We start from the raw sequence: 25,271 nt of genomic DNA, 5'->3' as shown, positions 1-25,271 counted from the left end.
TCTCAGGGCTAGGTCGAAGAAGCGACCCTCGGCTCAACGGAGAGCGTCAGGCCACAATGTCCCGACAGCCTCGGTCAGGGCGCGAATGATCGGGTCGTTGGCCCGGCCCTTGGAATAGACGAAGTTGATGTTCAGGGACAAAACCGGGCCGGTCTCGCAGATCACGGCCGTACCGTCCCGGACCATGGCGTCCGCGTCGCTCTCCTTGAGCAGAGAAACGCCCTTTCCGGCGGCCACCAGCTCACGGATGACATCCTCGGAGTCCGCCTCGATATAGTCGGTGAGGCTGATCCCCGAGCCCTCGAACACCCCTTCCAGGACCTTCATGAACGGGCATTCGTCGTTGGGCCGCACCCAAGGCAGGGTCGCCAGTTCGTCCAGAGGCAATTCCTTCACCCGGGTCGCCCAGGCCGCCGGGGCCACCACTCGCACCGGAATCTTCCGAAGGGGCATGTGGGCGACCTCGGCGTAACGGTTGTCGAAAAAGGAGAAGCCCGCGTCCAGGCGGCGGTCGCGCACATCCTTGAGAATGGACCCGGAATTACCCTGCAGAAATTTGAGCCGGATCTTGGGATGAGCCTCGGCCATGGCCTCGGACAGCTCGGCCACACGCAGGAAGCCGGTGTCCGTATTCAGGGCGATGGTCACGGAGCCGGTCAGCTCCTCCAGATACCCGGCCGCCAGGTTGGCCATGTCCTCGGCAGCCAGGAGCACGGAATCCGCCTTGAGCTTCAGACCCTGCCCGGCTTCGGTCAGACGCATGCCGCGCGGGGTGCGCACGAACAGCGGCAGCCCCAGTTCCTCCTCCAGCGCTTTGATATGCCCGCTCACCGCAGGCTGGCTGGCGTAGATGCGCTCGGCGGCCTTGGTCAGGTTGCCCTCCTCGGCCACGGCCACAAAGGTCCTGAGCTGATACAGTTCCATCACACCTCCCAGGTACGCCGCACCAGCTCGATGATCGCCGCCAGGGACGGCAGGTCGTCCTCACCCTTGCGATACACGAAATTTACTTCCACCGAATGCCGCCCCACCAGCGCACACTCGGCCGCCAGCCCGCTGTCGAGCATGGCCGCCCCTTCGTCCTCGCGCACCAGGGCGAGCGCCTTGCCTTCCAGCACCAGGGCCCGGATGACCTCCTCGGAATCCGCGCCGATAGTCCGCGCCGGAACGATGCCGAACTTGTTGAATATGTCCAACTGCAATTCCCGGAACGGGCTGTGGCTGGCGGGCATGACCCAGGCAAAGGCCGACAGCCCTTCGGCGTCGGCCGCGGCCAACTCGTCGCGGATGCTCGCCGCCCCCATGATCGAATACTCGGGCTCGGCCAGCTTGACGGCCTCCAGATCCCGGTACGGATTGCCCGAAAAAATGAACCCCGCGTCCAGATTGCGCGCCCGGATCTCGCTCAGGATAACCCCGGACGGCGACTGGATCAGCTTGAGATTGAGCTTGGGGAACTGTTCGCTCATCAGGTCGATGAGACTGGTTGCCTTGAGAAATCCCGGGTCCGTGCACAGGCCGAGCGCCACCTGGCCCGCCACCTCGCCGCCGAGCGTCACGGCCCGGGCCTGCAGCGTCTGGGCCGCAGCCAGCACCTCGATGGCGTCATGCACCAGCTCGGCCCCGGCCTGGGTCAATTCCACGCCGCGCGGCACCCGGTCGAACAGACGGACCCCCAACTCCTCCTCCAGCGCCTTGATATGCGCGGAAACAGCGGGTTGGGTGGCATGCACCCGCTTGCCCGCACGGGTGAAGTTGCCCTCCTCGGCCACAGCCACAAACGTCCTCAATTGATACAATTCCATGCGCCTACATACCCGGACGCGCTCCAAGGGGCAATCGCTATTCCGTATCGCCCGGTTTACCTTCCGTGATCGGCCCGCCTCCCTTCGGGTGCATGCAATGGTCATGCACTCCGCAATCCATAAGAAATCATGATGACTGCCGTCACGTATAGTTATTGGACCCCGTCACCCATATGCGCATACCAGAGGATCAAGATTGACCCTAATTCAACGGTTCATGCAAGGAGGTCGGGGAAATGAAGAAGTCCAACGTGAACGTGCTCGCGTACCTGTTCCAGCCCGAGGATTCCACGGGTGAACCGTGGAGCAACGAAATGTGCCGTGCCGCCAACGGCCCCCTCGGCCTGGTCAAGCTGCTTTTCTGGACCTGCGTGTCCATGGTCCTGAGCGTCGGCATCAGCCAACTCGTCTAACCATACGATTTTCAGCGGACCCGAATCGGGTTTGGGTCCGTTTCATCCAGACCTCACAAGGTCCTCTCCGGCCAAGGTCGGGCAGTCAGCCACGGAAAAACTGCTGCCCGGCTTTGGTTTTTTTTGCGGATAGAGGAATGAAAGCCCGGCGCAAGGCCGGATCATTGTTTCTGGCATCATCAAAAGCCCTTTGAAAACAAGGTGATCCCAACTGTCCCGGATTTTTCGAGTCGCTTCGTGCGATGCCGGGGCCAGGGAGTTCCGAGAAAATTTCCCGCATGAAGAAGAGCGGGCTTTCCGCCGTACGGCACGCACTTTCGCTCCGTGGATGACATCCCCCATATCTCGCCTCTGCCGAAGCCCTCATAAACCTCCGGAAGAGACTCAAGAACTCGCCGAAAACGACGGCCCCCGCCCATTCAGGCCGACTGCGCCTACACGCCCATGATGTTGTATCCCGAGTCAACGAAGACCACGTCGCCGGTCGTGCCGGAGGACAGATCCGAAGCGAGATACAAGGCGCATTTGCCCACATCGTCGATGGTGATGTTCCGGCGCAGAGGCGCCTTTTCCTCAATACGGCCGAGGATGGTCTTGAAACCGGAAATGCCGGAGGCGGCCATGGTCTTGACGGGCCCGGCGGAGATGGCGTTGATGCGCACGCCCTTTTCGCCCAGGTCCACGGCCAGATACCGCACGCAGGCTTCGAGGGCGGCCTTGGCCACGCCCATGGCGTTATAGTTGGCCACGACCTTGCCCGAGCCGTAATAGCTCATGGTCAACACGGACGCACCGGGGTTGAGCAGGGGCTCGAAGGCGCGACACAGGGCGACCAGGGAGTAGGAGGACACGTCCAGGGCGACCTTGTAGCCTTCCCGGCTGGTGTCGATGAACCGTCCCTTGAGGTCTTCGCGGTTGGCGTAGGCGATGGAGTGGACGAGTATGTCCACATCGCCCCATTTTTCGCGCACGAGGTCGGCGCCCGCGGCTATTTCGTCATCGTTGGCGACGTCGCATTTGTACAGGAACTCGCCGCCGAGTTCCTCGCAGATGGGGGCCAGGCGGCGCTCGATGGGGTCGGCGGCGTAACTGAAGGCCAGACGCGCGCCGTGCTCCCGGAGTTGTCGGGCGATGCCGTAGGCTATGGAGCGGTCGTTGACCACGCCGAAGATGAGGGCTTTCTTGTCCTTGAGCAGCATGTACACTCCTTTGCTTGCAGGCAGTATACCCTGCGGAGCGGCCGGTGACGACAGGAAAGTGGCCCGGGCGGAGAACTACATGGCGGCGTGGATTTTCTCAAGGAGACGCGCCGAATTGGCGGCCCCGTCCAGGTTGAGGCCGAGCGGCGCGGCCTTGCGGTCCAGGCCGTCGCGCATCAACCCGGCCAGCCGTTCCGGGCCGAGATCATCCTGGGTGATAACCTTGAGGCCGCCCTTTTGCTCAATACGCCGGGCGCGCATGTTCTGCTCGCGGTTCTGGAGGAATGGATACATGAGCCCGAAGGTGTTGGTGGCCAGCAGGTTCATGGTGGTGTTGTAGCCGCCCAACGAGACCGACAGACGGGCCAGGTCCAGGTAGGCCAAAAAGCGCTTGGTGAAACGCCGGACCGTGATGTGCGGATGCGCTTCGGCCAGGGTTTGCAGATGGGCGAACTCGTCTTCCTCGACATAGGGGCCTGTGAACACGGCCAGCCGGTGCGGATGGGTCCGGTGCAGGATGGGCGAGGCGGCCAGGGCCCCGCGCAGCAGGTCGCGGCCGATATGCCCGCCGCCCACGGACACGACCACCAGCGGGGTCTCGTCGAGACGCAGTTCATCGGCCAGCCGCGCGGTTTCGGCCGGATCGGGCTTACGGGCCACGTAGCCGGTGTAATGGACTTCGGGGACGATGCCCTCCACGCCGGGAAAGGTCTCGTCCAGACGGACCAGGTTGGGGTCCGAGTGGACCAGGACGTGGTCGAAATTGGGATTCAGATAACCGTGGACCCGCTCCACCTGGCGCTGCATGTCTTTTTTTTCCACCAGGATATCGCGCACGGAGCAGACTGATCGGCAGGGACCGTATTCGCCCTTGCGGACCTTCTTGAGGATGGGCAGGAGTTCGAAGCGGAATTTCTTCCGTCCAAAGGGAAAGAGTTCAACCATGAAGATGTCGGGCCGGTATTTCGCCATGATCTCCTTGAACAGGCGCAGGCGGCGAACCAGGACTTCGTCCACCTCGGCCCCGTCCTCAAGCGGGATGAAGCGGGTGAATTTGGCGTCCATCATCAGGCCGGGCAACTGCACGCGGGTCATGTTGGCGGGCGGATCGAAATCCACCTCCGCCCCGCCAGTGACCAAAATGACCTCATGATTTTTCAAGGCCTTGACGATTTCCAGGGACCGGAACATATGGCCCACGCCGAGCACGTGCTGGCAATAGAAGACGATGCGCATTATAGCTCCATGTTCAGCTCGCCCAGGGCGAGTTCATTGTCGATGCATTCGATGCGGTGCAGGCGGTACGGAAGATAGGCCACCGGATCGCCGGGCAGGAAGTCCGAGCCGGACAGCGCGTGGGCCAGACAGCGCAGGACCCCATTGTGGGTGACCACCAGCACGGATTCGCCGGGGTGCTCGGCGGCAAATTCAATAAGCGCGTCACAGGCCCGGAAAAGCACTTCATCGCGGCTCTCCCCGCCCTCCGGCCGGAAGCCGAAGCCCTTGTGCTCCTCGCGGCGGACCTCCTTGCGCAGGGCCTTGAGTTCATCCTTGGTCAGACCGGTCCAGTCGCCCCAATCCTGCTCGCCCAGCCGTTCGTCCTCGAACGTGGGCAGGCCCAGAATCTCGTTGACCAGCGCGCCGGTCTCCCGGGCCCGGTCGAGCGTGCTGGTCAGGATGCAGTCGAACCCCTCCCCGGCCAGGGATCGGCCCCATTTACGGGCCATGTCGCGCCCTTCCTCACAGAGGGGGACATCGGTGTTCCCCTGGATGCGGCAAGCGCGGTTCCATTCGGTCAATCCGTGGCGCATGCAGAAATATGTCGTCATGTTCAGGCCCTCGCTTCGGCCAGTCGGCGCAGGGTCGCGGCCACATAGCCGTAGTTGCGCCGCGCGTCGTGTTCTTCGGTGACGTAATGCGGCGCGTTGGCCGCCAGGGCCGCGCACCGCTCCGGGTCGCGGACCAGTTCGTCCACGCCCCGGGTGAAATTCTCGATGGTCGCACCAGTGATCAACCCGGTGCGGTTGTGGGCCACCACCTGGGGCGCGCCCTCGTCATCCGTGGCCACCACAGGTAGCCCGCAAAGCTGGGCTTCCAGGTAGACCATGCCCACGCTTTCCTTCAGGCCGGGAAAGGCGAACAGGTCGCCCGCCGCGAAAAAACCGCCCAGCAGTTCCCGCTCCACCAGACCGAGAAAGTGGACCCGCCCACCCAGCAGCTTGCGGGCCTCGGATTCCAGTTCCGCCCGGCACGGGCCGTCTCCGGCCACGCCCAGGACGATGTCGCGGCCCCGCTCGACGAGTTCCGCACAGGCCCGAAATACCCAGCGCAACCCCTCGGCCTTGACCCCCGCGCGCATCATGGCCGCGCTGAGAACCACGCGCGCGTTCATGGCGCCCCACTCCTTGCGCAGCCTAGTTCCGGCCTCCTGGTCGCGCGCCAGCAGGCCAACAGGCAACCCGGGACGAACGGGGGAGTAACGGTCCGGCGGCAAAAGCTTTGCGCAGCCGCGCAGGTCGTTGGCCCGGTTGCAGAAGATGTGGTCCGCCCGGAGCATGGCCCGACGGTTCAGCCGGTACCCCGGCCAGGTCGCGAGCTTATTACCCCGGTTCACCGCATAACTCGCCTGGAATATGGCGTAGGGAATGGCCAGCCGGGCCGCGCAGGCCGAACCGAAGACGTCCGGCGCCTTGTAGTAGGAGTTGTAGGTCAGCCAGGCCTCGCAGCCGCGCGCCGCCTCGGTCATGCGCGAAATGGCCCGATATGCGCCGGACCAGCGGCCGGGGTGTTTCCAGATTTCCTTGGCCGGGAAAAAAGGCATGGGGAGCACCTCGTGACCCAAGTCCGCCAGCGCGTCACGCAGGTCACGAACAATGGTCACATCGCCGGACACGGACGGATTGTCCAGCGGTTTGAACGGGGTGCACAGGGCGATCTTCACGGGTCACTCTCGGGTTGTCATCGGGACGGGGTCGCCGTCATACACCAATTCAGCGAACCCGCCGAATCCGGCTCACAGCTTGGGAGGCACCAGGGGCAGCGGCTCGGGAACAACCTCGGGCAGATTGGCCAGCCGGGTCTCCACCACCTTGGGATTCGGATAGGTGCGCAAAATGGATTCAAGCAATTTACGGGCCTGGATATAATCCCGATCATTCTCGGCTATGTCCGCCTCCAGAAAGATGGCCAATGCGCGGGTCTCATCCGAAATATGCTTGAGCTTGAGCAGTGAATTCAGTGTCTTGGACGCCTGTGACCAACTGGAAATGAAGGTGTAACTCTGGGCCAGTTCGTACAGGCAACGTGCTTTCGCCTCGTCGTCCGTGGCCGAATCGGCGCAATTTTCCAGGGTGGCGGCAACCAGGTCGTAACTGCCCATGCTCCGGTAGAGCCGGGCCATGCGCAATTGGGTCTTATAGGTGTGTTCCGGGTTGCCCTGGGCATGGGCCAGACATTTTTCAAATGCCTCTATAGCCTTTGAATTGTTATCCAAATCTGAATAAACCTCGCCCAGTTGAAACATGATCTTCCAGGCTGTGTCCTGATCGCCGCCCAATTCGAGATACATGGCTTCGAGCAGGACCACGGCCCGGTCATAGTCTCCCTTGATGGAGACCGCTATTTCGGCCAGCCGGTCCCAGGCCTCTTTGCGGAATTTCCCCTGGGGCTCCACCTGAAGATAGCGCTCGAAATCCTTTTCCGCTTCGAGGTAGAACCCCTTGGAATAGGAATCACGCGCCCGCTCGATGTCTTCCTGACCGGGCGAAGTGGGTGAAGAGCAGGCCGCGACGGTCAATACCGTCGCGGCCAGCAATATCAGCACGAGTATGCGTCGCATCGTGTCCTTAAGGCCGGGCCTCAATCAGGGCCTCGTTCAGGTCCTCGTCCTCGTCCATGACGAGATCGAAGCCGATGACCTTGTTGTCGTCGTCCATACGCACCAGCCGCACGCCCTGAGTGGCCCGGCCGCGCGTCTGGCTGACCTCGGACACGGACATGCGGATGATCTTGTTCTGGGAAGTCAACAGAATCACGTCGTCGGACTCGTTGACCATGCACGCCCCGATGACCTTGCCGGTCTTGTTGGTCAGGCGCATGTTCAGGATGCCCTTGCCGCCGCGCGTCTGGACCCGGTACTGGTCGATGGTCGTGCGCTTGCCGTAGCCGCCCTCGCTGACGGTCAGCAACTGGTCGCGCTCGGCATCACCGGTGACCACGCAGGACACGACTTCGTCATTGGGCCGCAGGGCCATGCCCTTGACGCCCGCCGTGGCGCGCCCCATGGGTCGGGCATCATTGATGTTGAAGCGGATGGCCGAGCCGTCGCGGCTGACCAGGATGCAATCCACATCCGGCTCGATCTCGCGCACATCCATGAGTTCGTCATGATCGCGCAGATTCACGGCGCGGATGCCGGTGGTCCGGCAATTGCCGTACAGGCCGATGGACGAACGCTTGATCATGCCCTTCTTGGTCACGAACAGGAAGAAGCGGTCGTCCGTGAACTCCCGGAGCGACAGACAGGTGGCGATATGTTCGTCCTTGTCCAGCGGCAGGAGGTTGTTGACGTGCCCGCCCTTGGCGTAGCGCGATCCCTCGGGGACCTGATGGACCTTGATCTTGAACATCTTGCCCAGGTTGGTGAACAGCACCAGATGCTGATGGTTGGTGGTCAGCATGAAGGTGTGGATGAAATCGCCGTCACCGGTCTGCACGCCCGCGATGCCCTTGCCGCCGCGTTTCTGGGCGGTGTAGTTGGACAGCGGAGTGCGCTTGATGTAGCCCCGGCGGCTCAGGGTGATGACCGTCTCCTCGTCGGGGATGAGATCCTCGATGTCTATGGAATTCAGGTCCGCCTGAAGCAGTTCGGACTTGCGCGGGGTGGCGTAGTTCGTCTTGATTTCGCTCAATTCCTCGCGGATGACGCCCTTGAGCACCTCGTCGTTGGACAGAATGGACTTGAAGTATTCGATCTTCTTCATCAGCTCGGCCAGTTCCTCCAGGAGCTTGTCGTGCTCCAGGCCGGTCAGCTTTTGCAGACGCATGTCCAGGATGGCCTTGGCCTGGATATCGGACAGATCGAAGCGGCTCATGAGACCCTCGCGGGCCTCCTCCGGGGTCTTGGACGCGCGGATGAGCTTGACCACTTCATCGATGTTGTCCAGGGCGATGCGCAGACCTTCCAAGATGTGGACGCGCTTCTCGCACTTGTCGAGATCGAACTTGGTCCGGCGGATGATGACCTCGCGCCGGTGCTCCAGGAAGTGGCTCAGGACGTCCTTCAGATTCAGGAGCATGGGCCGCTTTCCGACCACGGCCATCATATTGATGCCGAAGCTCGTTTCCAGCGGAGTGAATTTGTACAGCGAGTTGATGATGATGTCGGCGATGGCCCCGCGCTTGAGTTCGAGCACGATGCGGATGCCCTTGCGGTCGGACTCGTCGCGCAGATCGGCCACGCCGTCGATCCTCTTCTCGTGGACCAGGGCCGCGATCTTCTCCACCAGGGTGGACTTGTTCAGGGCGTAGGGAATCTCCTTGATGATGATCGATTCCTTGTGCCCTTTGTGGGCCTCCTCGATTTCGACCACACCGCGAATCTTGATGGAGCCGCGTCCGGTGGTATAGGCATCCATGAGTCCCTGGCCGCCGAAGACGGTGCCGCCGGTCGGGAAATCCGGGCCCTTGATCAGAGTCATCAGCGAGGGGATGGAGCAATCCGGATTGTCCAGCAGATGGATGCAGCCGTCGATGAGCTCACCCAGGTTGTGCGGCGGAATGTTCGTGGCCATGCCCACGGCAATGCCGGTGGTGCCGTTAAGCAGCAGGTTCGGCACCTTGGTCGGCAGGACCGACGGTTCCTGCATGGTGTTGTCGTAGTTGGGCGTGAAATCGACCGTGTTCTTTTCGATGTCCCCGAGGAACTCCGAACAGAGTCTGGCCATGCGCACTTCGGTGTAACGCATGGCGGCCGCGGAATCGCCGTCGATGGAACCGAAGTTGCCCTGGCCGTCCACCAGGGTGTCGCGCATGGAAAAGTCCTGGGCCAGGCGCACCAAGGCGTCATAAACCGCGGAATCGCCGTGCGGATGGTACTTACCGATAACGTCGCCGACCACGCGCGCGGACTTTTTGTACGCCCGGTTGTAGTAGTTGCCCAGGTCGTGCATGGCGTAGAGAATACGCCGGTGGACGGGCTTGAGCCCGTCGCGCACGTCCGGGATGGCGCGCCCGATGATGACGGACAGGGAGTACTCAAGATAGCTTTTCTTGAGTTCGCTCTCGATGGTGATGGTATCACTCATTCCTTACTTGCCTCCTAGGATGCCGGAATCCCGTACCTGGGGTTGTCTCCGGCGGCCCAAGCCCCCCTATCGAGGGCGGCCCGGGAATCTCCTAAACTTGTTGTCTCGCCGTCCGACGTGCGGCCGCATTCGTCCGCGTCGTCGGCGTTGGTTCCTGATGGTAGAAATCCTTCCGGCCATTGTCTCTCGACCGCCGGATCAGATATCCAGTTCCTGGACGGCCAGGGCGTTCTTTTCGATGAATTCCCGACGCGGTTCCACGTTGTCGCCCATGAGATCGACGAAGATGTCGTTGGCCGCGACCGCGTCCTCGACGGTCACCTTGAGCATGGTCCGGTTTTCCGGATTCATGGTCGTTTCCCAGAGCTGTTCCGGGTTCATTTCGCCCAAACCCTTGTAGCGCTGGATCTGCCAGCCGCGATGGGCCTCCTCGATGACCGAGTCATACAGGCTGAAAAAGCCGGAAACGGGCCGCTCGCCCTCTTTCAGATCCAGAACGAACTCGAACCCGCCGCAGGCTTCCTTAAGCTCTCCATAGGTCTTGTAGGCCGCCTTGTAGAGCTTGGAGTGGAAGAACTCCATGGCCAGCCGGGTACGGTGGCCGTTTTCGTTCTCGAACACCAGATAGGTGCGCTCCTTGTCCATCTCCGCGTCATGTTCCTTTTCGATGTTCACCTGATAACCATTGGTCTCGAAGTCCCGCTTGAATTTCTCGGGATCATGCTCCTCGAAGTAGGTGAACGAGAGGCGTTCGGGAAAATCGAGAAGCTTGCGGTAGAGCACCGCGTCGATGCCCACGGTCTCGGCCTCGTGGAACCGGGTGCGCAGGGAACGGATTTTGTCCATGACGTCAATGAGCCGCTGTCCTTCCAAAACCTGCTCGTTGCCGGTCTTGACGGACAGGTCCCCGCCGATTCGTTCCAGCAGGAAATTGTCCAACTCCACGTCGTCCTTGATGAACCGTTCGAACTTGCCTTTGCTCGCCCGGTAGAGGGGCGGCTGGGCGATATAGATGTGGCCCCGGTTGATCAACTCTTCGTACTGCCTGAAGAAGAAGGTCAAAAGCAGGGTGCGGATGTGCGAACCATCCACATCGGCATCGGTCATGATGACGATCTTGTGGTAGCGCAGCTTGTCGTAATCCTTGGCATCTTCCTCGTGGCCGATGCCGATGCCGAAGGCCGTGATCATGGCCCGGATTTCCTTGTTGCCGAGCATCTTGTCCAGCCGGGTCTTCTCCACGTTCAGGATCTTGCCGCGCAGGGGCAGGATGGCCTGGATCTTGGGATCGCGGCCCTGTTTGGCCGAACCGCCGGCCGAGTCGCCCTCGACCAGGAATATTTCCGAATCCTTGGGGTTCTTGGACTGGCAGTCGGCCAGCTTGCCGGGCAGGGAGTTGTCCGACAGGGCGCCCTTGCGCCGGACCAGATCGCGGGCCTTGCGGGCCGCTTCGCGCGCCCGGGCGGCATCCACCACCTTCTCGATGATGAACCGCGCTTCCTTGGGATTCTCCTCGAAGAAGGTGTTCAGCTTGTCGTAGATGACGGCGGCCACCAGGCCCGCGGCCTCGGAGTTGCCGAGCTTGGTCTTGGTCTGGCCCTCGAACTGCGGGTTGGGCAGCTTGACCGAGATGACCGAGGTCAACCCCTCGCGCACGTCGTCGCCGGTCAGCTTTTTGATCAGCTTCTTGGGGAGGTCGGCGTTCTGCACGTAGTTGTTGATGGCCCTGGTCAGGGCGGTCTTGTACCCGGCCAGGTGCGTGCCGCCTTCGATGGTCCGGATATTGTTGGCGAAGGTGTAGGTGTTTTCCTTGTAGCTCGACGTGTACTGCAAGGCGAACTCGACGATCATGTTCTCGGACTCGCCCACGCCGTGGACGATCTCGCCGATGGTGTTCAGATTGCTGTTGATGTCCTTGACGTACTGGGTGATGCCGCCCTCGAACTTGAACTTTTCATCGTCGCCGGAGCGCTCGTCCTTGAACTCGATCTCCAGGCCGGAGTTGAGATAGGCCAGCTCGCGGAACCGCTTGCGCAGGACGTCGTATTCGAACTGGTTGACCTCGAAGATATCCTCGTCGGGCCGGAAGCGCTGGGTGGTACCCGTGGAATCGGACGGACCTATCTCCTCCAACTCGTGGGTCACGTGGCCGCGCTCGAACTTCATACGATAAGTCTTGCCGTTGCGCCGGACCGTGGTCTCCATGAACTCGGACAAGGCGTTGACGCAGGACACGCCCACGCCATGCAGGCCTCCCGAGACCTTGTAGGAGTCGTTGTCGAACTTGCCGCCCGCATGCAGCGTGGTCATGGCCAACTGGACCGCCGGGACCTTTTCCTTGGGGTGGATGTCTACGGGAATGCCGCGGCCGTTATCCGTCACCGTGCAGGAGTTGTCCATATGCAGGGTGACCTTGATCTTGTCGCAGTACCCGGCCATGGCCTCGTCGATGGAGTTGTCGATGACTTCATAGACAAGATGGTGCAGGCCCCGGATGTCCGTGGACCCGATGTACATGGCCGGCCGTTTGCGGACGGCCTCAAGCCCTTCGAGTACGGTGATCGACTCGGCATTGTACTGTTTATCGCTCATTTATGCGTTTTCCTCGGTATAGTAAGTCTCTTCCTGGATCATCATGGGCATGACGATCACATTGTAATCCTTGTCGTCCGGCCCGGTCAGGCCGCACGGCGCTTCCGTGCCGGTCAGGGTGAACTTCACGGTGGGCGAGGCGAAGTGATTGAGAATCTCGATCAGGTTTCGTGTGGGGAAGGCGATGCGGGCCATGTCGCCGGTAAAGACGGCGTCGATGGATTCGCGCGCCGTGCCGGTCTCCTGACCCTGGGCCGACACCGTGACCTCGTTCTCGTCGAAGGAGAAGTAGGCGCAGCGGTTGGAATCCGTGTTGAACAGGGCCACGCGGGACAGGGCGTCCACCAGATCCAGACGGTTGACTTCCAGTGTGGAGACGTTGTCGTCGCCCAGCCGGGCCAGGAAGTTGTTGTAGTTGGGATACTGGTAGTAGGACAACGGCAGGGTGAAGGTCTCGCGCTTGTCCCCGGTGCGGAAAAAGAGCCGCTTGTTGGAAATGGCCAGCTCGATCTCGTCGGCGGTCAACCACTTCTTCAACTCGGTCAGGTACTTCTTCTGGATGAGAACGCCCTCTTCCGGCAACATGGCATAAATGTCGTCGTTGACGAAGTTGAGCATGGAGAACTGATGGCCGTTCAGGCCGCAGACCTCGACGGTCTTGTTTCCGTCCTTTTCACGGGGAACCATGTAGATGCAGGCGATGGCCTCCATGGAATCCTCGTCGGAGATGCAAAAGGATATTTTATCAATGATCTCGTGGAGGAAGTCACCGGACCAATAGACCGTGTTGTCCTCGGGGAAGGTGGAGAATTTCTGGAACCACTCGGGATCGTTCACCGGGAACTTGTACTTGCGGGCCTTTTGCTCCACCAGGACGTTTTGGTCCGCCTCGTCCGTGTGGATGGTCAGTTCGCCCTGGTCGGACCGAAGCTGCTTGACCAGGTCGTAGAAGGCGCGTCCCTGTACGCCAGCCAAACCCTCGCCCTCGATGGCCGCGGGATAGGATCCCATGAACTCCAGGTTCGAGTCCGTGCTCATGATGTTCAGGTTCCCGTTCTCGCACTGAAGCCAGATGGTCCGCAGGAATGCTGCGCCGGTTTTGGCCGGGATGATATTCGCCGACTTCTGGAGTCCTTCGATGATTTCATCTCGGTTCACTTTCAGAAACATAAAAAATATCTCCTTTATTGAGATTTATTAGCTCGGTTCCTTTGTTCCTTTCGAAACTAAAACCTCGTAATAGTTGTATTTTTTAAGCACACTCATTGTCACGATTTACGAACCGAACGTGCATGAATCGGCCGAATTCGAAAAGGATCACGACATGCGACATTTATTCTTCAGGGTTTTCAACAGTTGTTTCAATTCGAAGTCATCTTCCTGTAATTGATCGATTTTTTTCACAGAGTACAGGACCGTGGAGTGGTCCTTGCCGCCAAACGCCCTGCCCAAAGCGGGATAGGAAGTGTTCAACATCTGGCGGCAGAGGTACATGGCCACTTGCCGGGCATGGGCGATGTGCTGATGCCGTTTTGTTCCCGTCAGGTCTTTTACGTGCACATTGAAGTGCTCGGCCACCACGCTCAGGATTTTCTTGGGCGTCAGGTCGTCGGTGGTCTTTTCCTCGGTGTTGGCCAGGATGTGTTCAAAGTCCTTTTGCGAAAGGTCCTGCTTGACCAGTTCCTTGAAGGCGAAGAGCTTGAGCAGGATGCCCTGGAGGTATCGGAAATCGGCGAACCGCTGGGCCAGGGTCAGAATTTGTTCCTTGGTCAGGGAGAGCCGTTTGGCCTTGGCTTGGCGCTGGATGTAGCCCACCCGGATTTCCAGGTCCGGCTCCTTGAGGGTGACGATAAGCCCCCAGCCGAGCCGGGATTGCAGGTTGTCGTCCAGGAAGTCGTAACTGGTCACCTTTTCACGGCAGGCCAGGACCATCTGCTTCTTGTTGTCGTAGAAGTGATTAAAGATATTGACCAGTTCCTGCTGGAAGTGGGGATGTTCCTTGATTTTGTGGAAGTCGTCGATAAACAGGAAATTATACCCGAACAGATGGTTGCGCGCCTTGAAGGGGTCGCCCTTGAAGCGGATTGAATAGAGCGAGTTGAGCTCCTCCAGGGAGCCCATGAAGATGGTTGAATAGTCGTGCTTCTTGGCGATCTCGTTGGCCACGGACTTGATCAGGTGGGTTTTGCCCGATCCGCCGGGCCCGCAGATGATGAACGGGTTGAAGAGCGAACCCGACTGTTTGGCCACCTCTTTGGCGGAGGCTATGGGGAAATAGTTTTTTTTGTTGATCAGAAAAGTGTCGAAGGTGAATTCCTGGCCGAACGGGAAGTCGATGCGTTTGACCACGTCGGCTACCTGCACCCCGCGGGAACGGTCGGGAGTTTCGCTGTCCTTGTAGCTGATCAGGTACCCGTTGCCCAGGAACATGTTCAGTTGCGCCTCGAACTTGTCCTGGATGTCGGACTCGAACCACTTGGCGAAAAAGGCATGGGGAAAACCCACGGTCAGCCGCTTGTTTTCCTCGGAATAATCGAAGGTCAGCGGGTCGAACCAGCGCTTGAGATCCTCGTCCGTGCAGGTCTGAAGAAGGTGTTGCCGAAGTGATTCTTTCACGATGTGCCGATGCCCGTTACAACCAGTTAAATTAATTGGTTTTTAAAAAACAAAATTTGAGTCTAAAGAATCTCCCGAAATTCATTTGATTTTATACCCTAAAATAGCCCGGAAGCCAAGCTTTTCCGCCAGTTTTTCCCGTATTCCACCCCTGGACGGCGACCGCTGCCCCGTGTTTTGACACGCCTGTTTAAAACCTGCGGAAAACCGGGAGTTTTCCTCTGTTCTGCGGGTTATTCACAATGAGGCGGCACGCGGGAAAGAAGCTGGTTTTCCTTCCGGCGGATTTGGATTACAAGGGGTGGACTTCACGTAGCGAACAATACCCCCGTGCGGGCTCCAGGCCCTGGGGGCGAAGGCAGGATAAAAATGGCAGAATTCAAAGTGAACAAGACGGTCAAGGAGATCAACGAACGCATCCGCAAGGGCAAGGCCGTGGTGGTCAATGCCGAGGAGATGATCGAGATCGTCAGGAAGGAAGGCAAGGTCAATGCCGCCCGGGAAGTGGACGTGGTCACCACCGGCACCTTCTCGCCCATGTGCTCCTCGGGGCTGCTCTTCAATATAGGCCAGCAGCCGCCGGTTATGAAGGTTTCCAAGCTCTGGCTCAACAACGTGCCTTGCTACAGCGGCATAGCGGCGGTGGACGCCTATCTGGGGGCCACGGAGCCGTCCGAGGACGATCCCCTGAACAAGGTCCACCCCGGCCGTTTCGCCTATGGCGGAGCCCACGTCATGGAGGATCTGTTGCGCGGCAAGGCCGTGCATCTGCGGGCCGAGGCCTACGGCACGGACTGCTATCCCCGGCGCGAGTTGGACAAGGATATCACCTTGGCAGACCTGCCCAACGCGATCATGCTCAATCCGCGCAACTGCTACCAGAATTACAACGCGGCCGTGAACCTGACCAACCGGACCATCTACACGTACATGGGGCCGCTCAAGGCCAATTCGTCCAACGTCAACTACGCCACAGCGGGCGCTCTCTCGCCGTTGTTCAATGATCCGTATTTCCGGACCATCGGCATGGGCACGCGCATCTTCCTGGGCGGCGGAACCGGCTACGTCATCGGCGAAGGCACCCAGCACGTCCAGAAGCCCAAGCGCAACGAACGCGGCATCCCGGAAAGCGGGTCCGGCACGCTCATGCTCAAGGGCGATTTCAAGAAGATGAACGCCCGCTATGTGCGCGCCCAGTCCATCATCGGTTACGGCGTGTCCCTGGCGCTTGGCGTGGGCATACCCATCCCCATGCTCAACGAGGAGATGGCCTGGTTCACCGGAGTGTCCAACGAGGACATCTCCATGCCGGTCAAGGATTACGGCTACGACTATCCCAACGGCATTCCGCGCGAGGTTACCCGCGTGACCTTCGCCGAGCTGCGCAGCGGGCATGTGACGATCAATGAAAAGGAAACCGACACTGTACCCGTGACCTCCTATTCCATGTCCCTGGAAGTGGCCGACAAGCTCAAGGAATGGATCCTCAAAGGCGATTTCCTGCTGACCGAAAAGCAGGACGATATCCCGAGCTTCTGATAAAAATGCCTCCGGCGGCCAGAGGGGAAACTTTCGAGAAAGTTTCCCCTCTGGACTCCCTTTCAAAGCTTTTTGTGTGCCTGCGGCAGGGCCGTGCGGACGCGGTTATGCAGAGATAATTTTTACAAGCCGTTCATTTTTTTTTTACGGATTGTCCGTAATCAATGGTTTTATTGTCCTACTGTTGGATTATCTTGATCCACCCCGCAAAGCGGCGTTAAAATAGTTAGGAAAAGGAGAGGGAAAAAGTCCTTTTTGAAGTTTTTTTCTCCCCTTTCTCAGGTCGTAGGAGATAAAAGAAAGAGCCCTGCCGACTGATGTCGGCAGGGCTCTTTTTTTACATTTGTCCCGCGTCTAGGCGATGTATTTCGCGCCCGCCTGAATGGCCTTGGTGTTGGCCGGGATGAGCTTGTGGTAGCGCGGGGAGATGACGTTCTCCAGTGAGCCGATGAGGGCGTCCAGGGTGATGATCCCGGAGGCCTGGACGAAGGCGCCTATGGCGACCATGTTGGCCATGCGGGTATTACCCAGTTCGTCGGCGATCTCGTTGCAGGGAACGCCGTGGCACTCGAGACGGTCCGTATCGGCCAGCTCCATGTCGATGAGCGAGGAGTTGATGATATGGATGCCGCCGTCCTCCACGCGCGGCTGGAACTTGTCCACGGACGGGCGGTTCATGGCGATGAGGGACTTGGGCCGGCGGATGATGGGCGAGCCGATGTCCTCGTGGGAGAGCACGACCGTGCAGTTGGCCGTGCCGCCGCGCATTTCCGGGCCGTAGACCGGAATGTAGGTGACGTTAAGGCCGTCCTTCATGCCCGCGTAGGCCAGCAGGTTGCCGATGAGCATGACGCCCTGCCCGCCGAAGCCCGCGATAATAGTGTCCATGTAGCGCATCAGCAGACGCCTCCTTCCTCGGACACGTCTTTATAGATGCCGAGCGGGAAGTACGGGATCATTTCGTTCGCAATGCGTTCGTTGGCCGCAAGCGGGGTCATCTTCCAGTTGGTCGGGCAGCCGGAGAGCAGTTCCACGAACCCGAAGCCGGTGTTGTTGAGCTGAAACTCGAAGGCCTTTTTCAGGTATTTCTTGGCCTTCTTGATGTTGGCCACGGTATTGAGCGCGCCGCGTGCGGCAAAGGCGGTGCCGCCCAGGGAGGCGATGATCTCGGTCATGCGGATGGGCGCGCCCTCGTGGGTCTGGCAGCGTCCCGCCGGGGTGGTCGTGGTGATCTGGCCGATCATGGTGGTCGGGGCCATCTGGCCGCCGGTCATGCCGTAGACCGTGTTGTTGACGAAGACCACGCACATCTTTTCGCCCCGGTTGGCGGCGTGCATGATCTCGGCCATGCCGATGGAAGCCAGGTCGCCGTCGCCCTGGTAGGTGAAGACGAACTTGTCCGGCCGGGCGCGCTTGACGCCGGTGGCCACCGCCGGGGCGCGGCCATGGGGGGCCTCCACCGCGTCGGCGTTGAGGTAGTTGTACAGGAAGACCGAACAGCCGATGGAAGTGACCATGAGGGTGTTTTCGGCCAAGCCCATTTCGTCGAACAGCTCGCCTATGAGCCGGTGTGCTATGCCGTGATGGCAGCCCGGGCAGTAATGGGTGGGCCGGTCGATGACGGACCGGGGCCGTTCAAAGACCAGTTTTTCGTTCATTTCGGTCATTTATTTACCCTCCAGGCATTTGAGGATCGGCTCCTCCAGTTCGTCCGGAGTGGGCAGATTACCGGGGTAGATGGGATAGAAGTCGGAGTCGGCGACGGTCCGGATGGCCAGACGCACATCATCGACCATCTGGCCCAGGTTGTGCTCGATGGTCAGGAACCGCTTGCCCTGCTCGGCAAGGGCTTTGAGTTCGTCGGACGGGAACGGGTACAGGGTGATGGGCCGGAACAGGCCGACTTTGTGGCCGTCCTTGCGGAATTTGCGTACCGCGGATTTGGCGATGCGTCCGATGGAACCGTAGGCGCAGACGATGAGGTCCGCATCCTCGGTTTCGAACTGTTCGGCCTCGGTCAGATCCTTCCAGGAATCATATTTGGCCTGGAGGTGTTTGTTCTGTTCTGCCAGCGCTCCTTCATCGAGGAACAGGGACTTGATGAGGCGCTTTTCGCGGCCGCCGGTGCGTCCGGTGATGGCCCAGTCGCGCCCTGCGTCCTCATCGACGTCCGTGGGTTCCCAGGGGACGATGGGTTCCTTCATCTGGCCGAGGATGGCGTCGCCGAGGATGAGCACCGGGGTGCGGTATTTGAAGGCGATGTCGAAGGCGCGGATGGTCAGGTCGTAGGCCTCCTGGACCGTGCCGGGTCCCAGGGTGAAATGCCGGTAGTCGCCGTGCCCGCCGCCCCGGGTGGACTGGTAATAGTCGCCCTGGGCCGGGCCGATGTCGCCCAGACCTGGCCCGCCCCGGGTCATGTTGACGATGACTGCCGGGACTTCGGAACCCGCCATATAGGAGATGGCCTCCTGCTTGAGCGCAATGCCGGGCGAGGACGAGGAGGTCATGGCCCGGACGCCGGATGCTCCGGCCCCGAGGAGCATGTTGGCCGCGGCCACCTCGGATTCGGCCTGGACGAAGTCGCCGCCCGCCTTGATGATCTCCGAGGACATGAATTCGGGAATGTCGTTTTGCGGGGTGATCGGATAGCCGAAGAAACATTTGCACTTGGCGGCCAGGGCGCCGCGCGCGATGGCTTCGTTTCCTTTGACGAAAATGCGTTCGCTGGTCTTGGTCATGCTACTTCCCCTCTTTCTTTTTCGGGGTCCTGTACACAGTGATCGCCACGTCCGGGCAGATCTGGGCGCAGGATGCGCAGCCGGTACATTTGTCCTTGTCGGCCTCGGGCACCTCAGCAACCTTGTAGCCGCTGACGTTGAACCGGTCAGACTGGACGATGATGTCAACGGGACAGACGGTGGTACAGAGCAAGCACCCCTTGCACCGATCTTCCCGGACCTCGATTCGAGACATGTACTACTCCAGTTCTGTTTAGTAGTGGTGGATGGTTGCCGCGCCTACCTGATGAGCATCGCATCCCCGTAGGAGAAGAAACGGAAGTCGTTTTCCAGGGCGAACGCATAGGCATCCAGAATCGTTTTTCTGCCAGCAAGAGCCGAGATCATAATGATGAGCGACGATTCTGGCAAATGGAAGTTGGTCAGGATACCGTCGATAACCCGGAATGTATAGCCCGGGGAAATGAAGATATCCGTTTCTCCTTGAAACGGGCGTATGGACCCGGCTTCGCGGACCATGCCTTCCAGGGTTCGGGCGCTGGTGGTGCCCACGGCGATGATCGGCCTCCCCTGCTCCTTGGCTCGGCGGACCGCTTCGGCGGTCTCCGCGCTCACCTCGATGTATTCGGCGTGCATGCGGTGGTCGCGGATATCGGGGCAGCGCACCGGGCTGAAGGTCCCGTACCCCACGTAAAGGGTCACCTCGGCCCACTGGATGCCCTTGGCGCGGATCCGCTCGCGCAGCTCCGCGGTGAAGTGCAGTCCGGCCGTGGGCGCGGCCACGGAGCCGGTCTTGGACCGGTCCGCATAGGTGGTCTGGTAGCGCTCGCGATCCTCCTCGCGGTCCGGGCGCTTGATGTACGGCGGCAGGGGCAGATGACCCAACGTGTTGAACAGGCCGGTCAGGTCGCCCTTCCAGCGCAGTTCCACCTTCCATCGGCCAAACTCGCCCCTCTCCATGGCGGTCAGGGAAAAGTCGTCGGCAAAGGTCACGACCGTGCCGGGCTTTGGGCCCTTGGAGGCGCGCAGCAGGCCTTCGGCCCGCGCGGTCAGCCACCCGCCCTCCTCGCTTGGCTCAAGAAGCGGCAGGGGCGTGAGCAGCAAAAACTCCACTTGGCCGCCGGTGGGCTTGCGGCCGAAGATGCGCGCCGGGATGACGCGCGAGTTGTTGGCCACCAGCAGACAGTCGTCCGGCAGGTAATCGAGAAGGTCCGTGAATCGGGCCGGGGTCAGGGAATGGTCTGCGCGGTCCAGGACCAGCAGTTTGGAGCCATCCCGGCGGGCGGCCGGTTCCTGTGCGATACGGTCCTCGGGCAGGTCGTAGTCGTAGCTCGACAGGCGGTAATCTTCGGGTATTTCCATAATAATAGGTCCGGTCTCTGTGTAGGATCCGGTTGTACAACATCTCGGATTTCTACGTAATCTTTTTCTTTTCCAATGATATCGGGTAGCTAGGCAAAGCTATGCCCAATAGGCCCATGGGGCTTGATATTGGCCGGATTCATGGTATTTCATAAACATGAATTGGCTTTCCGTGGCTGAGATAGCCAAACGCACCCGTATCCCCGCGCCGACCGCCCGTCGGTATGCCGCCCTGTTCAAGGACTTCCTCGGGGGTCGGAAGGTCGGCCGCGTGACGAAATACCCGGAAGAATCCGCCGTTATTTTCGAGCGCATTTCCCGGCTTTACGGCGATGGACTGGTTACCAATGAAATTGATGACCGTCTGCGCAGCGAGTTTCCCCGGACCATAGAGGTTGAGCACACCCCGGCCAACTCCGGCTACGGGCCTGCCGACGGGTTCGCCGATCTGGCGTCCACCTTCAACGACGTGCTCTCCCGGGTGACTTCCTGCATGGAGGTCATCGCGGACCAGAAGTCGGTCATTGAGCGGCAACAGGACGACATCCACAAGCTCAAGACCGCCTTCGTGCTTTTGGCCCGCAGCCAGAAGCGCATCAAGCAGTTGCCTGCGGGACAGGCGGCCCTGCCCGAGGGGCTTCTGGAGCAGACCAGGGCGCTGGAGGAAAAGGATGCCGAAATCGAAGAGATGGCCCTGAAGCTGACCTTCGACACCTCCGACATCAAGGCCAAGCTGCAGATATTGGAAAGCGAGCTCGTCCGGTTGCGCAAGGATCGGCGGGACATGGAACGGTACCTTCAGGACAAGATCGACCGGCTCAAGGAAGTCGCGTCCTGATCACGAGACAAAACGACATCACTGCCTATACGCGAGGGAGGATATACCATGCGTTCTTTCATCAAATTGCTTTTGCCGTTGCTCATTGTCGGCGTAATGGCCGCCTGCACCGCCAGAACCGGCTCTTCCTCGCAGGGGGCCGAACCGCAAGCCGCTGCCGAGCATCAGGCTCCGGACTATTACCTGGACTTCGACGACATCATGATCCCCAAGGAGATTGATTATATCAATGACGGCTCCTACAAGCTGGACAACACCAAGTTCCGCGCCTCGATCATGAAATTCAAGGGCCGCGTGGAGATTCCCGAATTGGTCCAGTACTTCATCAACAACATGACCAAGGACAACTGGACCCTCGTCTCCAACAACAAGGCCAGCTCGGTCCAGTTCCTGACTTTCGAGAAGTACAACAAGAGTTGCGTCATCGAAATCGACGATACCTTCGCCTCGGCCACCACGACCATTTTCGCCGTGGAGGTCAAGGACGCCGGCGTGAAGAGAAAATAGCATGCAGCCTCACTACGGTTTTGCCGGATTCATGGGCAAACGCGTCCACTTGGGCGTGACCGGCTCCATCGCCGCGTTCAAGGTCATTGATCTGGTCCGCGCCCTGCAACGGGCGGATTGCATGGTTTCGGCCACGCTGACCGAGGCCGCCCGGCAATTCGTGACCCCCCTGTCCTTCCAGGCGCTCGGCGCGTCCCCGGTGTATACGGACATGTTCGCCGAGAACCCGGACGCGGATACGGCCTTTGGTCATCTGGAGCCGGGCCAGGCCGCCGACGTAATGGTCATTGCCCCGGCCTCGGCCAACATCATCGCCAAGCTCGCCATGGGCCTGGCCGACGACATGCTCTCCTGTCAGGCCCTGGCCTTTCCCGGCCCGAAGATCGTGGCTCCGGCCATGAATCCGCGCATGTGGGCCGCACCGGCCACCCGACGCAATTGGGATACCCTCGAAGCGCTGGGGTACGTCCGCGTGGACCCGGAGTGCGGCTCCGTGGCCTGCGGCGATACCGGTGCCGGACGGCTGGCTCCGGTGGACGACATTTTCCTGGCCTGTCTCAAGGCCCTGGCTCCCCAGGACCTGGCGGGCAAAAAGGTCCTGGTCACACTGGGACCCACCCGAGAGCCGTGGGACGCGGTCCGTTTCTGGTCCAACCCTTCCAGCGGGACCATGGGCGCGTGCGTGGCCATGGCCGCCTACCTGCGCGGCGCGGACGTGACCGTGGTGGCCGGGTCTACCGGCCTGAGCTTCCCCTGCGACATGGCCGTGGTCTCGGTGACCACCGCGCGGCAGATGTACGCGGCCTGCACCGACCTTTGGCCGAACATGGACATGGGCTGTCTGACCGCGGCCGTGGCCGACTATCGGCCCGTGCCCTTCGGCGAGACCAAATTCAAGAAGGGAACCTCGGCGGGCGCGGGGATTACCGTGGAATTCGAAACCAATCCGGATATCCTCAAGACCCTCGGCGAGACCAAGCGCGATGGCCAGAAGCTCATCGGCTTCGCGGCCGAGACCGGCAATCCGCGCGAAGAGGCCGCCCGCAAGCTCGCGAACAAACATCTCGACCTTATCGCGGCCAACGACATCGCCAAGACGGGCAGTGGCTTTGGCGTGACCACCAACGAGATGTTCGTGCTGGACGCCAAGGGCCGCCGCGAACAGTGGCCGCAACTACCCAAGACCGAAGTGGCCTGGAGATTATGGGATCACCTTCTGCTCGACTGAACCTGCGCGAGAGCCTGCGCCCCTGGGTTGAATCCGGGCTGGAGTTCGTCTACGCCCCCGGCGGACGGACTGCGGAAACTCGGCCCGAACCTATTGCTGCCCGGGCCGAGGCTTTGCCGCATCCGCCGCAATCGCAGCCGCAACAACCGCTGACCAGTCCCCGGCGGCAGCCTACAGCCGATCGTCCTCAGGATGCCCCCTCCCCTGCCGACCGGGCCGCAGGCCGTCCGCAGCCGAATTTCCCTACGCCGTGGTCCTCTTTTCTGCGTTTCACCAAACCGGGAGCGCGGGTGGTCATGACCTACATGGAGCTCGGCCTGGATCTGGCCGGCCAGTCCGACCCGAGGCGGCGCGGCGTGCTCAAAAATCTCCAGGCGCATCTGAAGTGGCCCGCCGGGACCATCAACTTCTGGCCGGTGGCCTGCCTGGCCGACGGAGCTCTCCAGCCGGACACCGCCATGTTCTGGCGGGGTTGGGAGCTGTGGCGCACTCCATACATCATCTGCTTCGGCGATGAGGCGTTGCGGGTTATCCTGCCCGACGCCGAAATCCAGAAGGTTACGCACTTGCTGGAAAACGTCATCGTCCACAAACTGCCGCCTTTGGCTCGTCTGGTGGAAATGCTTCCCCATGAGCAACAATTGGCCGCGGAAGCCATCGCCGGTCTCCGTTTGTAGCGGGTTGTGGCCGCACGGCCTGTCCGATGCCTGGCTTTTCCGCCTTTTCGCTGAATTTCGCGCATATTTTCATTTTATCGCATTTTTAGGTTTCCGGCGGGGGTGTATCCGTTTTTTTCGCAAAATGCGCTGTCCGGGCAAATTTGGCGGATGGCCCGCAAAGCCCCGTCCCCCAAGGGTTTGCGGGCGTTGCTGTGTGAAATTCGTGCGAATCGCCCGATTCGAGGGGAATCGCTGCCCGGCTGGATCGAAAAGCGAATTTTGGCCGCTTGCCCTTGGGGTAGGGAATGGAGTATGAGCTTGGGGCGGCGCACACTGCCCCGACAGCCGCGCATCACGCGACAATCACCTGACCATCAACTGGCATAAGGATCATGCATATGAAAACACTTGTCACCGGAGCCGCCGGCTTTATCGGCTTTCACCTTTCCAAGCGGCTGACCGAAGCGGGCCACGAAGTCGTCGGCCTGGACAACCTGAACGACTATTATGACGTCAATCTGAAGAAGAACCGCCTCAAGGTCTTGGAGCAGTCCTCGCTCTTTAGGCACGTGAACATCAATCTTCAGGATGATCAGCCCATGAGCGATCTGTTCAAGGCGGAACAGTTTACGCATGTGGTCAATCTCGCGGCCCAGGCGGGCGTCCGGTACTCCATCGAAAATCCAAAATCCTACATCGACTCCAATGTGGTTGGTTTTCTCAATGTTCTTGAGGGATGCCGCCATAACAAAGTGGAGCACCTAGTCTACGCCTCCAGCTCTTCGGTATACGGCATGAACACCAAGATGCCGCTCAGCCCGCACGAAGGGGTTGATCATCCCATGAGCTTGTACGCGGCCACCAAGAAGTCCAACGAGATGATGGCCCACTCCTATTCCAACCTCTATGACCTGCCCACCACGGGCCTGCGCTTCTTTACGGTATATGGTCCGTGGGGCCGTCCGGACATGGCGCTTTTCCTGTTCACCAAAAACATCATCGAGGAAAAGCCCATCAACGTCTTCAACTATGGCAAGATGCGTCGCGATTTTACCTATATCGACGACATCGTCGAGGGAGTGTTCCGGGTTATGCAGCGCACCGCCAGGCCCAACCCCGAATGGGACGGCGACAATCCTGATCCCTGCACCAGTTCGGTCCCGTATCAGATCTACAACATCGGCAACAACAATGTTGTTGAGTTGTCGCGCTACATCGAAGTCATCGAAGAGGTTGTCGGCAAGAAAGCCATCTATAACTACATGCCCATGCAGGCGGGCGATGTCCCGGCCACCGAAGCGGATGTTTCCGATCTTCAGGCGGATGTCGGGTTTAAACCGGACACCTCCATCGAGGATGGAATCCGCAATTTCATCGAGTGGTACCACGAGTACTACGGGAAATAGGACTCGATCATCATGATCATCAGGGCGGCTTGGCCGCCCTTTTTTGTGTCTTTTTTCTTCAATT

The 25,271-nt window shown here is 60.3% G+C and carries 23 protein-coding genes; 7 read left to right on the top strand and 16 right to left on the bottom strand.

The window, feature by feature from the left end:
* Positions 1–33 precede the first annotated feature (33 nt).
* Both J0909_RS13840 and J0909_RS13835 read right to left on the bottom strand, forming a co-directional pair.
* Positions 34–924: a LysR family transcriptional regulator gene (locus J0909_RS13840; RefSeq protein WP_207263725.1), complete on the bottom strand. Its 891-nt coding sequence runs from the start codon at positions 922–924 to the stop codon at positions 34–36.
* Positions 924–1,805, bottom strand: a complete 882-nt coding sequence (locus J0909_RS13835) for a LysR family transcriptional regulator (RefSeq protein ID WP_207263723.1) — start codon at positions 1,803–1,805, stop codon at positions 924–926. Before J0909_RS13835 ends, J0909_RS13840 begins: the two co-directional genes overlap by 1 nt.
* A gap of 236 nt (positions 1,806–2,041) precedes the next feature.
* Here J0909_RS13835 and J0909_RS13830 point away from each other — a divergent pair, with 236 nt between their 5' ends.
* Positions 2,042–2,218, top strand: a complete 177-nt coding sequence (locus J0909_RS13830) for a hypothetical protein (protein WP_207263721.1) — start codon at positions 2,042–2,044, stop codon at positions 2,216–2,218.
* Between the two features lie 434 nt (positions 2,219–2,652).
* Here J0909_RS13830 and J0909_RS13825 read toward each other — a convergent pair whose 3' ends face one another.
* The 9 genes from J0909_RS13825 to J0909_RS13785 all read right to left on the bottom strand — a co-directional run bounded on the left by J0909_RS13825 (position 2,653) and on the right by J0909_RS13785 (position 14,930).
* On the bottom strand, positions 2,653–3,417 hold the full coding sequence (locus tag J0909_RS13825; RefSeq protein ID WP_207263720.1) for an enoyl-ACP reductase FabI: 765 nt from the start codon (positions 3,415–3,417) through the stop codon (positions 2,653–2,655).
* Positions 3,418–3,492: 75 nt separating this feature from the next.
* Positions 3,493–4,653 carry a glycosyltransferase family protein gene (locus J0909_RS13820; RefSeq protein ID WP_207263718.1) on the bottom strand — a complete coding sequence of 387 codons (1,161 nt, stop codon included), beginning with the start codon at positions 4,651–4,653 and terminating at the stop codon, positions 3,493–3,495.
* On the bottom strand, positions 4,653–5,246 hold the full coding sequence (locus J0909_RS13815) for a histidine phosphatase family protein (protein ID WP_207263716.1): 594 nt from the start codon (positions 5,244–5,246) through the stop codon (positions 4,653–4,655). Before J0909_RS13815 ends, J0909_RS13820 begins: the two co-directional genes overlap by 1 nt.
* Positions 5,247–5,248: 2 nt before the next feature.
* Positions 5,249–6,358 (bottom strand): glycosyltransferase family 4 protein, encoded by a 1,110-nt coding sequence (locus J0909_RS13810; RefSeq protein WP_207263714.1) that lies wholly within the window; start codon positions 6,356–6,358, stop codon positions 5,249–5,251.
* Between the two features lie 72 nt (positions 6,359–6,430).
* Positions 6,431–7,255: a tetratricopeptide repeat protein gene (locus J0909_RS13805; protein WP_207263713.1), complete on the bottom strand. Its 825-nt coding sequence runs from the start codon at positions 7,253–7,255 to the stop codon at positions 6,431–6,433.
* Between the two features lie 7 nt (positions 7,256–7,262).
* Positions 7,263–9,722, bottom strand: a complete 2,460-nt coding sequence (gene gyrA, locus J0909_RS13800; protein ID WP_207263712.1) for a DNA gyrase subunit A — start codon at positions 9,720–9,722, stop codon at positions 7,263–7,265.
* 198 nt (positions 9,723–9,920) lie between these two features.
* Positions 9,921–12,314, bottom strand: a complete 2,394-nt coding sequence (gene gyrB / locus J0909_RS13795) for a DNA topoisomerase (ATP-hydrolyzing) subunit B (protein WP_207263711.1) — start codon at positions 12,312–12,314, stop codon at positions 9,921–9,923.
* Positions 12,315–13,484, bottom strand: a complete 1,170-nt coding sequence (dnaN, locus tag J0909_RS13790; protein ID WP_207263710.1) for a DNA polymerase III subunit beta — start codon at positions 13,482–13,484, stop codon at positions 12,315–12,317.
* A gap of 147 nt (positions 13,485–13,631) precedes the next feature.
* On the bottom strand, positions 13,632–14,930 hold the full coding sequence (locus J0909_RS13785; RefSeq protein WP_207263709.1) for a helix-turn-helix domain-containing protein: 1,299 nt from the start codon (positions 14,928–14,930) through the stop codon (positions 13,632–13,634).
* 369 nt (positions 14,931–15,299) lie between these two features.
* Here J0909_RS13785 and J0909_RS13780 point away from each other — a divergent pair, with 369 nt between their 5' ends.
* Positions 15,300–16,469, top strand: a complete 1,170-nt coding sequence (locus J0909_RS13780; RefSeq protein ID WP_207263708.1) for a homocysteine biosynthesis protein — start codon at positions 15,300–15,302, stop codon at positions 16,467–16,469.
* Positions 16,470–16,823: 354 nt separating this feature from the next.
* On the opposite strand, the gene J0909_RS13775 is transcribed toward J0909_RS13780, so the two are convergent.
* Genes J0909_RS13775 through queA form a run of 5 tightly spaced genes read right to left on the bottom strand, consistent with a single transcriptional unit; the run spans position 16,824 to position 20,569 of the window.
* Positions 16,824–17,366, bottom strand: coding sequence for a 2-oxoacid:ferredoxin oxidoreductase subunit gamma family protein (locus J0909_RS13775; RefSeq protein ID WP_207263707.1), 543 nt, complete (start codon positions 17,364–17,366; stop codon positions 16,824–16,826).
* Complete coding sequence (locus J0909_RS13770; protein WP_207263706.1) at positions 17,366–18,136, bottom strand: thiamine pyrophosphate-dependent enzyme; 771 nt, start codon at positions 18,134–18,136, stop codon at positions 17,366–17,368. The genes J0909_RS13775 and J0909_RS13770 overlap by 1 nt, the downstream gene beginning before the upstream one ends.
* Positions 18,137–19,207, bottom strand: a complete 1,071-nt coding sequence (locus J0909_RS13765) for a 3-methyl-2-oxobutanoate dehydrogenase subunit VorB (protein ID WP_207263705.1) — start codon at positions 19,205–19,207, stop codon at positions 18,137–18,139.
* A gap of 1 nt (position 19,208) precedes the next feature.
* Positions 19,209–19,442: a 4Fe-4S binding protein gene (locus tag J0909_RS13760; protein ID WP_207263703.1), complete on the bottom strand. Its 234-nt coding sequence runs from the start codon at positions 19,440–19,442 to the stop codon at positions 19,209–19,211.
* A 44-nt stretch (positions 19,443–19,486) separates the two neighbouring features.
* Positions 19,487–20,569 (bottom strand): tRNA preQ1(34) S-adenosylmethionine ribosyltransferase-isomerase QueA, encoded by a 1,083-nt coding sequence (gene queA / locus J0909_RS13755; protein ID WP_207263702.1) that lies wholly within the window; start codon positions 20,567–20,569, stop codon positions 19,487–19,489.
* A gap of 157 nt (positions 20,570–20,726) precedes the next feature.
* Between queA and J0909_RS13750 the strand changes: the two genes are divergently transcribed.
* From J0909_RS13750 to J0909_RS13730, 5 genes are all read left to right on the top strand, one after another.
* Positions 20,727–21,407 carry a hypothetical protein gene (locus tag J0909_RS13750; RefSeq protein ID WP_207263701.1) on the top strand — a complete coding sequence of 227 codons (681 nt, stop codon included), beginning with the start codon at positions 20,727–20,729 and terminating at the stop codon, positions 21,405–21,407.
* Between the two features lie 48 nt (positions 21,408–21,455).
* Positions 21,456–21,914 (top strand): hypothetical protein, encoded by a 459-nt coding sequence (locus tag J0909_RS13745; protein WP_207263700.1) that lies wholly within the window; start codon positions 21,456–21,458, stop codon positions 21,912–21,914.
* A 1-nt stretch (position 21,915) separates the two neighbouring features.
* Positions 21,916–23,142 carry a bifunctional phosphopantothenoylcysteine decarboxylase/phosphopantothenate--cysteine ligase CoaBC gene (gene coaBC, locus J0909_RS13740; protein ID WP_207263699.1) on the top strand — a complete coding sequence of 409 codons (1,227 nt, stop codon included), beginning with the start codon at positions 21,916–21,918 and terminating at the stop codon, positions 23,140–23,142.
* Positions 23,118–23,819, top strand: a complete 702-nt coding sequence (locus J0909_RS13735) for a hypothetical protein (protein WP_207263698.1) — start codon at positions 23,118–23,120, stop codon at positions 23,817–23,819. Before coaBC ends, J0909_RS13735 begins: the two co-directional genes overlap by 25 nt.
* Before the next feature lie 380 nt (positions 23,820–24,199).
* The gene (locus J0909_RS13730; RefSeq protein WP_286182029.1) at positions 24,200–25,207 is read left to right on the top strand and encodes an NAD-dependent epimerase; all 1,008 of its coding nucleotides are present in this window, start codon (positions 24,200–24,202) and stop codon (positions 25,205–25,207) included.
* Positions 25,208–25,271 lie beyond the last annotated feature (64 nt).

This window comes from Desulfovibrio sp. Huiquan2017, from assembly GCF_017351175.1.
In the GTDB taxonomy this organism is placed as follows: Bacteria; Desulfobacterota; Desulfovibrionia; order Desulfovibrionales; family Desulfovibrionaceae; genus Pseudodesulfovibrio.
This window is presented reverse-complemented; position numbering and strand designations above follow the sequence as displayed.